The 13,029-nt window shown below is 60.3% G+C and carries 11 protein-coding genes; 5 read left to right on the top strand and 6 right to left on the bottom strand.

Annotation, left to right across the window (positions count from 1 at the left end; all coding sequences use genetic code 11):
- Nucleotides 1-2: 2 nt before the first annotated feature.
- Nucleotides 3-623 (bottom strand): hypothetical protein, encoded by a 621-nt coding sequence (locus ABV589_RS20570; protein WP_041063310.1) that lies wholly within the window; start codon nt 621-623, stop codon nt 3-5.
- Between the two features lie 96 nt (nt 624-719).
- On the opposite strand from ABV589_RS20570, the gene ABV589_RS20575 reads away from it, so the two are divergent.
- Entirely contained in the window at nt 720-1,499 is a 780-nt protein-coding gene (locus tag ABV589_RS20575; RefSeq protein WP_367086222.1) for a class I SAM-dependent methyltransferase, read from the top strand.
- A 129-nt stretch (nt 1,500-1,628) separates the two neighbouring features.
- Here the strand turns inward: ABV589_RS20575 and ABV589_RS20580 are convergent, their stop codons facing one another.
- Nucleotides 1,629-2,264: a TetR/AcrR family transcriptional regulator gene (locus tag ABV589_RS20580; protein WP_007964234.1), complete on the bottom strand. Its 636-nt coding sequence runs from the start codon at nt 2,262-2,264 to the stop codon at nt 1,629-1,631.
- Nucleotides 2,265-2,358: 94 nt separating this feature from the next.
- Here ABV589_RS20580 and ABV589_RS20585 point away from each other — a divergent pair, with 94 nt between their 5' ends.
- The 3 genes from ABV589_RS20585 to ABV589_RS20595 all read left to right on the top strand — a co-directional run bounded on the left by ABV589_RS20585 (nt 2,359) and on the right by ABV589_RS20595 (nt 8,009).
- Nucleotides 2,359-3,459 carry an efflux RND transporter periplasmic adaptor subunit gene (locus ABV589_RS20585; protein WP_367083321.1) on the top strand — a complete coding sequence of 367 codons (1,101 nt, stop codon included), beginning with the start codon at nt 2,359-2,361 and terminating at the stop codon, nt 3,457-3,459.
- 6 nt (nt 3,460-3,465) lie between these two features.
- Nucleotides 3,466-6,534 carry an efflux RND transporter permease subunit gene (locus tag ABV589_RS20590; protein WP_367083323.1) on the top strand — a complete coding sequence of 1,023 codons (3,069 nt, stop codon included), beginning with the start codon at nt 3,466-3,468 and terminating at the stop codon, nt 6,532-6,534.
- Nucleotides 6,535-7,607: 1,073 nt separating this feature from the next.
- Nucleotides 7,608-8,009, top strand: a complete 402-nt coding sequence (locus ABV589_RS20595) for a DUF6124 family protein (RefSeq protein WP_367083325.1) — start codon at nt 7,608-7,610, stop codon at nt 8,007-8,009.
- 63 nt (nt 8,010-8,072) lie between these two features.
- Here ABV589_RS20595 and ABV589_RS20600 read toward each other — a convergent pair whose 3' ends face one another.
- From ABV589_RS20600 to plsB, 4 genes are all read right to left on the bottom strand, one after another.
- Nucleotides 8,073-8,762 carry a DUF4197 domain-containing protein gene (locus tag ABV589_RS20600; protein ID WP_367083327.1) on the bottom strand — a complete coding sequence of 230 codons (690 nt, stop codon included), beginning with the start codon at nt 8,760-8,762 and terminating at the stop codon, nt 8,073-8,075.
- Nucleotides 8,763-8,783: 21 nt separating this feature from the next.
- Nucleotides 8,784-9,182 (bottom strand): YbaY family lipoprotein, encoded by a 399-nt coding sequence (locus ABV589_RS20605; RefSeq protein WP_003222082.1) that lies wholly within the window; start codon nt 9,180-9,182, stop codon nt 8,784-8,786.
- Between the two features lie 50 nt (nt 9,183-9,232).
- Nucleotides 9,233-9,919 carry a hypothetical protein gene (locus ABV589_RS20610; protein WP_367083329.1) on the bottom strand — a complete coding sequence of 229 codons (687 nt, stop codon included), beginning with the start codon at nt 9,917-9,919 and terminating at the stop codon, nt 9,233-9,235.
- Nucleotides 9,920-10,016: 97 nt separating this feature from the next.
- On the bottom strand, nt 10,017-12,515 hold the full coding sequence (plsB, locus tag ABV589_RS20615; RefSeq protein WP_367083331.1) for a glycerol-3-phosphate 1-O-acyltransferase PlsB: 2,499 nt from the start codon (nt 12,513-12,515) through the stop codon (nt 10,017-10,019).
- 238 nt (nt 12,516-12,753) lie between these two features.
- Here plsB and ABV589_RS20620 point away from each other — a divergent pair, with 238 nt between their 5' ends.
- On the top strand, nt 12,754-12,963 hold the full coding sequence (locus tag ABV589_RS20620; protein WP_003222087.1) for a cold-shock protein: 210 nt from the start codon (nt 12,754-12,756) through the stop codon (nt 12,961-12,963).
- The last annotated feature ends 66 nt before the right edge of the window (nt 12,964-13,029 follow it).

The raw sequence follows: 13,029 nt of genomic DNA on the forward strand, positions 1-13,029 counted from the left end.
TGTCAGGCGGCGAGGCGCAGGTTCTGCAGGACGATCGGGCGCGCCCAGCCGTTGTCGAAGTCCAGCGCCTTCTGCTGCTCGACGATTTCTTCCGGCGGGAACGGCGGATAAGGTTTTTGCAGCAGGTCGAGATCGAATTCGGCAATCGGCAGGTACAACGGTTTTTTCTGCGGTGCCGGGCCGGGCTCTGGCACCGGCTGACCATTGTTGATCACGATCGGCCGGACCCAGCTGCTGTCGAAATCCTGCTGCTCTTGCTGAGCCTTGAGTTCTTCTGGCGGGAACGGCGGGAACGGCTTGTCCAGCAGATCGGTTTCGAACTCGGCGATCGGCAGGAACAGCGGCTCCGGCGGACGCACTTCGGTCTCGACCACGTCGCACTGACGCTGCTCGACGATGTGCGCGTGCAGCTCGCTGCCCAGGGTCGGTTCTTCCGGGCTGTTCAGGTCAACCGGTGGAAAGGTGCCACAGGCCGGCACCACATCACTCGTCTGTTCGGCCATCGCCTGGGCAAAGAAATCTTGCCACAGGTGACTGACGCCGCCCAATGCTTGAGTGTTATGACGGCTGAAGTCGCCCTTGGGCGAAATGTAGCCAATCGATGTGGGAAGAATGCCTGACATTTTTTTCGGTTGACGCTCAGCTCTGGCAAAATGCGCGTTGATTGGTTTATCGGCCACTTTTTGCCGATCCTTAACTTTTTTGAGCGTGTTTTCATGATTGAGCAACCCGCGGCCTGCCGCATCCATGTCCAGGCCCTCGGCCCGACGTTTGAAGCGCAGGCCGAGCAGTGGGCCAAGCGCCTGGACCTGCCGCTGCAGGTGGACGACGGCGAGTTTGCCTTGCAGGTCGGCGAGCAGGGTCTGCAGCTGCAGCAGCTCGGTCCGGATGCACCGGGGCCGGTGCGGGTGGACTTTGTCGAGGGTGGCGCGGCGCACCGGCGTCTGTACGGCGGCGGCAGCGGGCAGATGATTGCCAAGGCGGTCGGCATCGCTCAAGGCGTGCGCCCGCGAGTGCTGGACGCCACGGCGGGGCTGGGCAAGGACGCGTTCGTGCTGGCCAGTCTGGGCTGCGAGATGAGCCTGATCGAGCGCCAGCCGCTGATCGGGGCGCTGCTGGAGGATGGTCTGGCGCGGGCGGCGGAAGATTTCGACGTGGCGCCGATTGTCGCGCGGATGAAGTTGCTCAAGGGCAACTCGATCGAAGTCATGCGCAACTGGGAGGGCGAGCCGCCGCAGGTGATCTACCTCGACCCGATGTTCCCGCATCGCGAGAAAACCGCGCTGGTGAAGAAGGAAATGCGCCTGTTCCGGCCGCTGGTCGGGGATGATCCGGATGCACCGGCATTGCTGGAGGCGGCGCTGGCATTGGCGACGCACCGGGTGGTGGTCAAGCGCCCGCGCAAGGCGCCGTGCATCGAGGGGCCGAAGCCGAGTCATGCGCTGGATGGTAAATCCAGTCGATATGACATCTACCCGAAGAAAGCGCTCAAGGGCTGAGACCGCGTCGCCTCAATCGCTGGCAAGCCAGCTCCCACAAGTTTTTGTGTCGTTCGCACAATTTGTGTTCAGCACGATCCCTGTGGGAGCTGGCTTGCCAGCGATGACGTCAGAACAGGCGCTAAAAAATCAGGGCCGATACGCCCGCATGAACAACCCCACCACCTCCTGCACATGACTCTCGGAAGCCTCTTCGCTCAGCGGCTCACCGCAGCAATATAGCAAACGAAAATTCCCCGCGCCCTTGAGCAGGCAGAAGAAATGCTCGGCCGCATTACGCGGCAGGTCGATGCTCAGCGCGCCGGTCTCGTCGATGCGTTTCAGCAGCCGCTCCATCCCTTGCACCATGCGCTCGGGACCGGCCTCGAAGAAAATCTGTGACAGCTTCGGATCCTGGGTGCCCAGCGCCATCATCAGGCGGTGCAGATTCACCGACTCGTCACTGTTGATCAGTTGATGAAAGCCTCGGGCAATGTTCAGCAACACATTTTCCACGGGGATCCCGGCGGGCAGTTCGAAGAACAGCGGCGGTAACTGCTCCTCGCATTTGGCCATCACCGCGGAGGAGAACAGCGTCTCCTTGTCGTTGAAGTGGCTGTAAACCGTCAGTTTCGACACGCCAGCCTCGGCGGCGACCGCGTCCATGCTGGTGTTGGCGTAGCCGTGACTCAGAAACAGGGTTTTCGCCGCATCGAGGATCGCCCGGCGCTTGGCCGGATCCTTCGGACGGCCCGGGCCGTTTGGAGCTGAAAGATTGTTCGACATTCTTCGCTTTTAATACTGGACTGGTGAGTTTGCTATTAATACCATACCGGCCAGTATAAATATTCCAAGCACCATTAGCGAAAGGTCCGTCACCATGTTCCGCCATGCGTTGTCGTTTGCCGTGCCAGTCAGCCTGGCTGTTTTATTGTCCGCATGCGGTCAGGAAGAGGCGACGCAAGTCAGCGTTCGACCGGCCATGGTGGTGCAGCCAGAGCCTTCGGCGCAGGCGATGGAAAGTTATCCGGGCGAAGTTCGCGCCCGCTACGAACCCGATCTGGCGTTCCGCATTGGCGGCAAAGTCAGCCGACGACTGGTCGAGGAAGGCCAGCGCGTGAAGGCTGATCAACCATTGGCCGAACTCGATCCGCAGGATGTGCGCCTGCAACTGGAAGCCACCCGCGCACAGGTCGCCGCCGCCGAAGCCAATCTGAATCTGGTGCGCGCCGAGCGTGACCGCTACAAGACGCTGATGGATCGGCAGATGGTCAGCCGTTCCGCCTACGACAACGCGGAAAACCTCTACCGCTCCGGCGAAGCCCGCCTCAAGCAGATCAAGGCCGAATTCAACGTCTCGACCAACCAGGCCAGTTACGCCGTGTTGCGTGCGCCGCAGGACGGTGTGGTGGCCAAGCGTTTGGTGGAAGTCGGGCAAGTGGTTGCCGCTGGGCAAACCGTGTTCACGCTTGCCACCGATGGCGAGCGCGAAGTGTCGATCAGCCTGCCGGAGCAGAGCTTCGGGCGATTCAAGGTCGGCCAGCCAGTCACCGTTGAACTGTGGACCCAGCAGAATCAGCGCTTCGCCGGGCAGATTCGTGAACTGTCGCCGGCAGCCGATCCGAAATCCCGCACCTTCGCCGCGCGCATCTCGTTCACCAGCGGCAAAGTCCCGGCTGAGCTAGGCCAGAGCGCCCGGGTGTTCGTGCAATCGACGGATGCCGTGCCGCTGTCGGTACCGCTCTCGGCGCTGACCGCAGAAAACGGCGCGACCTACGTCTGGGTCGTCAACGCCAACAACACCCTGAAAAAGACTCCAGTGCGTATCGGCCCGTTTGGCGAGAAAAGCGTGCCGGTGCTCGAAGGCCTGAATGCCAGCGACTGGGTAGTCGCCGCCGGGGTTCACGTATTGCTCGAAGGTCAGCAGGTGCGGCCTGTGGATCGCTCCAACCGTGTGGTCAATCTGGCGGACAAGGAGTAAGTCCCGATGCGCTTCAACCTTTCTGAATGGGCGCTGCGTAATCGCCAGATCGTACTGTTCCTGATGCTTTTGCTGGCCATCGTCGGCGCCTTGTCCTACACCAAGCTCGGCCAGAGCGAAGACCCGCCGTTCACCTTCAAGGCCATGGTCATTCAGACCCGCTGGCCGGGGGCGACTGCGCAGGAAGTCTCGCGCCAGGTCACCGAACGCATCGAAAAGAAACTGATGGAAACCGGCGAGTACGAACGCATCGTGTCGTTCTCCCGCCCGGGCGAGTCGCAGGTCACCTTCATTGCCCGCGATTCGATGCATTCCAAGGAAATCCCTGACCTCTGGTATCAGGTGCGCAAGAAGGTCAGCGACATTCGCCAGACCTTGCCGCCGGATATTCAGGGACCGTTCTTCAACGATGAATTCGGCACCACGTTCGGCAACATCTATGCGCTGACCGGCGACGGCTTCGACTACGCGGTGCTCAAGGACTACGCCGACCGCATCCAGATCCAGCTGCAACGGGTCAGGGATGTCGGCAAGGTCGATCTGCTCGGTTTGCAGGACGAGAAAATCTGGGTCGAACTGTCCAACGTCAAACTCGCCACTCTCGGTTTGCCGCTGGCGGCCGTGCAGCAAGCGCTGCAAGAGCAGAACGCGGTGTCCACCGCCGGCTTCTTCGAGACCGGCAGCGAGCGGGTGCAACTGCGGGTTTCGGGGAATTTTCAGACGGTCGAGGAGATCAAGAACTTCCCGATCCGGGTCGGTGACCGGACGTTCCGCATCTCCGATGTCGCCGATGTGCATCGCGGTTTCAACGACCCTCCGGCGCCGCGCATGCGCTTCATGGGCGAAGACGCCATTGGCCTCGCCGTAGCGATGAAGGACGGTGGCGACATTCTGGTGCTGGGCAAGGCGCTGGAAGGCGAGTTCTCGCGGCTGCAGAAAAACCTCCCGGCCGGCATGCAACTGCGCAAGGTGTCCGACCAACCGGCGGCGGTGAAAACCGGAGTCGGCGAGTTCGTCCAGGTGTTGGTCGAGGCGCTGGCGATCGTGTTGCTGGTGAGCTTCTTCTCCCTCGGCGTGCGCACCGGCATGGTCGTCGCGCTGACCATTCCGCTGGTGCTGGCGATGACCTTCGCCTGCATGTATTACCTCGGCATCGGTCTGCACAAGATCTCGCTCGGCGCGCTGGTACTGGCGCTGGGCTTGCTGGTGGACGACGCGATCATCGCCGTGGAAATGATGGCGATCAAAATGGAGCAGGGTTTCGACCGGATCAAGGCCGCGAGTTATGCCTGGACCAGCACCGCGTTCCCGATGCTCACCGGCACGCTGATCACCGCCGCGGGTTTTCTGCCGATCGCCACCGCACAGTCCGGCACCGGTGAATACACCCGTTCGATCTTTCAGGTAGTGACCATCGCGTTGCTCGCCTCATGGGTGGCGGCGGTGATGTTCGTGCCGTATCTGGGGGAAAAACTCCTGCCGGATCTGGCGAAAATTCATGCAGCCAAACACGGTACGGCTGACGGCCAGGCGGACCCTTATGGCACGCCGTTCTATCAACGGGTGCGACGTCTGGTGGAGTGGTGCGTGGCGCACCGCAAAACCGTGATTGTGCTGACAGTGGGGCTGTTCATCGCGTCGGTGATGCTTTTCCGGTTCGTCCCGCAGCAGTTTTTCCCGGCCTCCAATCGACTGGAGTTGATGGTCGATCTGAAACTCGCTGAAGGGGCATCGCTGGCCAACACCACGGCCGAGGTCAAACGCCTGGAAGCGCTGCTCAAGGATCACGCCGGCATCGATAACTATGTAGCGTATGTCGGCACCGGTTCGCCGCGCTTCTACCTGCCGCTGGATCAACAACTGCCGGCGGCGAGCTTCGCCCAGTTTGTGGTATTGGCGAAAAACATCGAGGAGCGCGAGACCCTGCGCACCTGGTTGATCGAGACCCTTAACGAGCAATTCCCGACTCTGCGTTCGCGGGTCACGCGTCTGGAAAACGGTCCGCCGGTAGGCTATCCGGTGCAGTTTCGCGTTACCGGTGAACACATCGAGGAAGTCCGCGCGCTGGCGCGCAAAGTGGCGGCCAAGGTGCACGAGAACCCGCACGTGGTCAATGTGCATCTGGATTGGGAAGAGCCGAGCAAGGTGGTGTACCTGAACATCGATCAAGACCGTGCCCGGGCGCTTGGTGTGAGCACGGCCAATCTGGCGAAATTCCTCCAGAGTTCGCTGACCGGCTCGAGTGTCAGCCAGTACCGCGAGGACAACGAGTTGATCGAGATTCTGCTGCGCGGCACGGTGCATGAGCGCACCGAGTTGTCGTTGCTGCCGAGTCTGGCGGTGCCGACCGATAACGGTCGCAGTGTGGCGCTGTCGCAGATTGCCACGCTGGAGTACGGGTTTGAGGAAGGGATCATCTGGCACCGTAATCGTCTGCCGACCGTGACAGTGCGTGCCGATATTTACGGCAAGGAGCAGCCGGCGACGCTGGTGAAGCAGATCGAGCCGACGCTGGATCCGGTGCGTGCCGAATTGCCTGACGGGTATCTGCTGGAGGTTGGCGGCACGGTAGAGGATTCGGAGCGTGGGCAGAAGTCGGTGAATGCCGGGGTGCCGATGTTCATCGTGGTGGTGCTGACGCTGCTGATGGTGCAACTGCGCAGTTTCTCGCGCACGGCGATGGTGTTTCTGACGGCGCCGCTGGGGTTGATCGGGGTGGTGTTGTTTCTGATGGTGTTTCGTCAGCCGTTCGGGTTTGTGGCGATGCTGGGGACGATCGCGCTGTCGGGGATGATCATGCGTAACTCGGTGATTCTGGTGGATCAGATCGAGCAGGATATTGCTTCTGGTCTCAAGCCTTGGCAGGCGATTATCGAGGCGACGGTGCGGCGGTTTCGGCCGATCGTTTTGACGGCTTTGGCGGCGGTGTTGGCGATGATTCCTTTGTCGCGCAGTGTGTTTTTCGGGCCGATGGCGGTGGCGATCATGGGGGGGTTGATTGTGGCTACGGCGTTGACGCTTTTGTTTTTGCCTGCTTTGTATGCGGCCTGGTTCCGGGTGCGTCGGGAGGGGTGAGGCTTTTTTGGACTTGGCGGCCTTTGGGCCGACCAGGTTCCTGGGGTTTTGGGTGTATATCCGTTGCTTCGGGTGGTGCCACTGGCGGTTTCGCCCTTACGGCGACTCCCTTTGGCAAACGCCCCAAAGGAAGCAAAGGTCTTGGCCCCGGCGTACGGCCCTCGCTTAGGCTCGGGTTCCTTCGTTGCGGGGCTCATCCGGGGGCATCGCCTCCGGTTTGCTTCGCTGCACCTCCTCTCGATGTGTTTGGCTGCGCCAAACGGTCGCTGCGCTCCCACCCCCGGATAAACCCCTCCACTCAGCCTGCCGAAGGGGCCGGCACGGCAAGATCAAGAGCTTTCGGCGAGCTGACACTCGGCCATTTGAGTGGTGAAAAGCATGCGGTTTGTCTGGACTGCTTTGCTTTTCTGTGGGAGCTGGCTTGCCAGCGATGGCGGCCTGACAGCCGACCAATCTCCAACTGCCTGCACCCAACCCCCACTGTAGGAGTGAGCCTGCTCGCGATGGCGGCCTAGTAGCCGACCAATCTCCAACTGCCTGCACCCAACCCCACTGTAGGAGTGAGCCTGCTCGCGATGGCGGCCTGACAGCCGACCAATCTCCCACTGACCGCAGCCAATCCCACTGTGGGAGCTGGCTTGCCAGCGATGGCGGCCTGACAGCCGACCAATCTCCAACTGCCTGCACTCAATCCAACTGTGGGAGCGAGCTTGCTCGCGAAGAGGCCCGCCCAGCCATCCAACCTCTTTGGTTTGTTTAAAAATGTTCCAGATAACCAGAACCTTCCCACAAGGTTTTCAGGTTGCCCGTCGGAAGCGCGATCTCTAGCCTGAGTCTGTCGCTGCCAATTCAGCGACCGGGTCTGCAAGCCCGCCGATAGTTTGTTAGGTGCTGATCAGCGCCCCTATAATCGTGGCGCTTTTTAGTGGCCATCGTTTTATGGTGGCTGTGTGCGGGATACCTTTGGGTATGCCGAGGGCCTAACAACTCGGTCTTGCAGACCCGTGCACAGCTGCCACCCGTCATCTGCAAGTGATGGTGGTAGCTCCACTTGAATAGTTAGGAGTTCCACCATGTTCAAACACACCCCAAATCCCCCCGAATCCGAATCCGAACCCGAAACCACCCCCGAACGGCCAACCGATCCCGTCTCGCCCTACGCCTTCCTCGACTCGCGCAAGCTCCACGACGCAGCCCTGCGTGCGCTCGATCACTACCTCCTGCCCCAGCCTGAAAAACAGCCCAAACCCGTCACTCAGCCCAGCACAATTTTCACTGTCCTTCCCGAAGTCGATTCCGAAACCCTGCTGGCCCATGCCTGTGAAACGCTGGCCTCGGCCAATGTCATGGCCAGTGAGTTGGCGTTTACCCTGAGCGGCCCGGCGTGCAGTCAGCTTCTCGGTATTCAGCAGATGATTTCGCTCGCTGAGCTGTCGGTTAACCGCGTCCTCGATCAAGTCGATCCGCAAAGCTGACCCACAATAAAAAACCCGCTGACCTTCACAGGTTCAGCGGGCTTTTTCGTGCAGCGGCAAGAATTACAAAGTGCCGAACACCTTCTTCGCCAGACCCGTCGCTGCAGCAGCGGGATTCTTGCGGATGGTTTCTTCCTGTTTGCCGATCATTTCGAACAGGCCATTGAGCGCTTGTTCGGTGACGTAGTTTTCGACGTTGGCGCTTTTCGCATCCACCACGCCGAGGGTCGCGGCCTGGCCGGCGAAGGCGTTGTACTTTTGCGCTACGCCGACCTTGTCGGTGGCTTGTTTGACGATGGGCAGGAACTTGGCGCGGATCTGTTCGCGGCTGGTCTTGTCCAGGTATTGGGTGGCCGAGTCGGTGCCGCCGCTGAGGATGCCTTTGGCGTCGGCCACGGTCATTTTTTTCACGGCGTCGACGAGGATCGGTTGGGCCTGGGTCACGGCGCTTTCTGCGGCCTTGTTCATGGCGGTTTCGAGTTCGTCGACTTGGGCACCCATGCCGAAGGCTTTCATCTTGCCGGCGACTTTGCCGAGTTTGCCCGGCAGTTCGATTTTCACCTCCGGGTTGTTGCTGAAACCGCCCGGGGTGCCGAGTTGTTTGACGGCGATTTGCGCGCCTTGGGTCAGGGCGTCCTTGAGGCCGCCGGTGGCGTCTTGTTGCGAGAGGTCGCTGAGCGACAGTGCCAGAGCGCTGGCAGAGATCATCAGGCCCGCGCACAGGCCGGCGAGGCGAAGGGTAGGGCGGAACATGGCGGCTTCCTTGAAAGACAATTAGCGAATCGCGTCGACGCGGATTTTCAGCGGCTGCGGATCGTTGCCGTCCAGTTGCACGGCGTGATTCTCGGTGGTGATGAACATCAGCTCGCCGTTGACTTCAATGCGCGCGCTGACCGAGTAGCGGTGACCGGGTTTGACCTGGGCCGGATCGTAACTCAAGTGGAACGGCAGCGGCACCTGACCTTTGACCGGGCCTTTCTGTTCGTCGAGGACCACCGCCGGGGCGTCGGCCAGCGACACGTCCTGCAGGCTCACGCTCAGCGTCGCGCTCGGTGGCAGGGCGATGCGTTGCAGGTAGAACACTTCGCCGTCGAGGCCGACTTTGCCGGCGGGGGTGGTCGACTGGCAGGCGCTCAACAGGGTGGCTGCGGCGAGAAGGGTGAGTTTTTTCATCGGGACCTCTGAGACTTTTGCGCCGGAAGAATCCCGGCGCCGAAGCAAATCTAGCGGATTTTGGCGCCAGCGTCAGTGAACAAACGTAAGGGCTTTTCCAGCCACTGCATTAATTTCTGAAACGACAGCGCGCTTGTATTGGGCACCGCGGGAACCAGCTCTACTTGTTCAGGCGAAATCTTGAGACGTTGATGGTAGCGGTTTTCAATACCTGTCAGTGCATAGCGCTTACCGGGTACAACGCGGTCAGGATCATATTTCAGATAAAACCCGGAGACTGACTGTTCGTCCTGTTTGACACTGACCAGCTCAACGTCGGGAGACTCTGCTTCATGCAGACTGATGGTGACCGCTTCTTCTGGCGCAACAACCTCTGCCTCTTGAGCTTCGACATACAGAAGCCCGATCGGGCTCAGGTGCAAGGTCTGACGGTGGGGAGTGTTGTTGACAGTAACAAAATAGTCCTGCTCGATCAGCAGGGGTATTTGGTCATGAAGGATCTGCACATTGACTTGGTACCTGACGCCTACATCGCCGTAGTGATGAGGGAAGTCAAATTTCCAGCCGGCGTCGTAGATCGAAGCACGGTGCCAGTCCTTGATGTTAATAGGCGATTGGGAATTGAATACTTTGACGCTGACAATGGTTTCATTGACACCATCGGCAGGTGCGCGGAATTCGGGTGGTAGACGGAAGTCCAGGATTACTGCAGAAGTTTCTTCGATTAACAGGCTCATCTCGATATCCGTATCTTGATTGGTGGATTGAGCCTATTAATCCATGAATCAACTAACGAGGCCATTGAAGTGTGCGCCCGTTAGTTGTCAGCAAGTTTCAGACTTGTGGTGTATCCGCTGTTTCGGCGGCATCTTCACTGCGGTGCAAAGCCACCTGACGAATCGACAGACGAATTTCCGCCGGCAACACGCGTTTGGCCGCGCCTTCGGCCAGTTCGCCGAGCAGTTCGTGGTAGCTCAACTTGCCGGCTTCGTCGCGGCGCAGGACGTCGAGGTCAAGCAGGGTCTGGATGAAGTGACGGAACAGGCTCTTGTCGAAGAACTCCGGGGCGTTCAAACCGTGCAGGATCGACAGGCGCTGGGCCATGACCGTGCACAGGTCTTCCAGCTCTTCGGCGCTGATGCTGTGCTGGCCGCTGTTGAGCAGCAGGGACACCGTCATGTAGAAGCGCTGCAGGGTCTGGGCGATGCTTTTCGACAACAGGGTCAGCAGCACGAAATGCCGCGAGCTTGGCGCCGGACGCATATACACGTCCTTCTCGAAACGCAGCAGGCCTTGCTCGACAAACGCTTCCAGCCATTGGTCGACCACGCCGTCCAGTTCGTCCAGGCTCCAGCGAATGAATAGCTCCGCCTGCAGGTACGGATACAGCGCACGGGTGTAGCGCAGGATCTGTTCGCGACTCATGCGCGAGGTGCTCTGGAAGAAGCTCGCCAAGAGCGCCGGCAGGGCGAATATGTGCAGCACGTTGTTGCGGTAGTAGGTCATCAGGACGGCGTTCTGCTCGTCCAGATACAGAATCTTGCCCAGCGCATCGTTCTGCTCGGACAGCAGATCCATGTCCTTCACATGCTCGATCAGCGCGCGACCATCGCCTTCCGGCAACGTGGTGTGTGGCGAATACGGGACTTTGCGCAGCAGCGCCAGATACAGGTCCAGCACCCGCGCCATGGCCCGATCGTCCAGTGCCAGGCGGGTGGTCGAGAGCAGCGCCAGCGCCACCAGATTGACCGGGTTGATCGCCGCGGCTTCGTTCAAGTGCTGCGCGACTTTTTCGCCGAGTCGGTTGGTGGTCTCGTTGAGCCATGCCGGTTTGTATTGCGGGCCGAGCTCCTGCTGGCGCCAGTCTGGCTGTTCGCTGTCGAGAAATTCCGCCAGTTTGATCGGCTCGCCGAAGTTCACCGCGACCTGACCGAAGCGTTGCTTGAGCGCACCGATGACTTTGAAAATGTCGAAGATCGACTCTTTCTTCTTGCTCGCGCCACGCAGTTCGCCGAGGTAGGTCCGGCCTTCCAGCACGCGCTCGTAACCGATGTACACCGGCACGAACACGATCGGCATCCGCGACGAACGCAGGAAGCTGCGCATCGTGATCGCGAGCATCCCGGTTTTCGGTTGCAGCATGCGCCCGGTGCGCGAGCGGCCGCCCTCGACGAAGTATTCGACCGGGAAACCTTTGGTAAACAGGGTGTGCAGGTATTCGTTGAACACCGAGGTGTACAGCGGATTGCCCTTGAACGTGCGGCGCATGAAGAACGCGCCACCACGGCGCAGCAGGCTGCCGATCACCGGCATGTTGAGGTTGATTCCGGCGGCGATGTGCGGCGGGGTCAGGCCGTTGCGAAACAGCAAGTACGACAGCAGCAGGTAGTCGATGTGGCTGCGGTGGCACGGCACGTAGATCACTTCGTGACCCTGGGCGACCTTCTGCACGCCTTCGATGTGGTTGACCTTGATCCCGTCGTAAATCTTGTTCCAGAACCAGCTCAGCACCACTTCGAGGAAACGGATCGCGGTGTAGGTGTAGTCCGAGGCGATCTCGTTACCGTAGCGCAGGGCCTGGGCCTTGGCTTTTTCCGGGGAGATGTTTTCGCGTTCGGCTTCGTCGAGGATCGCCTGCTTGACCAGTGGCTGGTTGAGCAGCCCCTTGACCAGATTGCGCCGGTGCGAGATGTCCGGGCCGATCACGGCGGCTTTGAGGTTGCGAAAGTGCACGCGCAGGATGCGCTGGGCCATGCGCACGGTGCGTTCGTGGCCCTTGTTGTGCTCGATCAGTTCGCGCAGGTGAATCGGCGCGGAGAACTGCACGCGAGTCTTGCGCCCCAGAACGATGATGCTCAGCAGCCGGCGCAGGCGCCCGGTGACCGCCCAGCTGTCGGCAAACAGCAACTTCCACGGACTGTTTTCGCTGTCCGGCGACTGGCCCCAGAACACGCTGACCGGAATGATCTGCGCGTCTTCGGCAGCGTTCTGGGTCAGGGCGCTGACCAGACGGGTCAGGGTCGGCGGTGCGCCGCGCTTGTCCTGCCGGCCAAGCCAGTCCGGGTCCGGCGTCAGATAGAAAAACGCCGCCGGTTCGATCAACGGTCCCACCGACACCGGCAGCACCGGACGCGGCAGACCGGCCTTGGTGCACTCGGTGTCGACCACCGCCAGATCGGTGAGCGAAGGGTTTTGCAGGACGTAGAACACCGGACGACTGCGGTCGAGGTTGAGGGTGAACGACGACTGGTTGATCGTCTCCGAGCGAACCCAGAGGTACAACAGTCGGCGCAAGGTGCCAAACACAAGACGGCGGAACGGGGAACGGGTCATACGGCTTCTGCGTGAGTGAATAAAACCGAGCGTTTGCTCGGGCGGTCGACAGTTTGCCGTATTCACCGAAAATCGGCAAAAAAGCGGCGAAGTAATCTCCTGTTGAGACTTTTTGCGCCTGTCATATACTCGGCAATCTGTCGCCGGGGCCCTTTTATGGACGTCGGACGCAGGCTGACGTTCCGCAAAGGCTTTCCTGCGAAAAGCCTGTTCAATAATAAAAAAGGAGTATGAACAGATGGCAACACGTGAAACCGGCAATGTGAAGTGGTTCAACGACGCCAAGGGCTATGGCTTCATCCAGCGCGACGACGGGGTGGACGTGTTCGTGCACTACCGCGCGATCCGCGGTGAAGGGCATCGCTCGCTGACTGAAGGTCAGCAGGTTGAGTATGCGGTGGTGACGGGGGAGAAGGGATTGCAGGCTGAAGACGTGGTCGGATTGTAAACCGCACTCTTCGGATCCTCAGAAAACACTGTGGGAGCGGGCTTGCCCGCGAAAGCGGTTTGTCAG

The organism is Pseudomonas sp. HOU2 (genome assembly GCF_040729435.1).
Lineage (GTDB): Bacteria > Pseudomonadota > Gammaproteobacteria > Pseudomonadales > Pseudomonadaceae > Aquipseudomonas.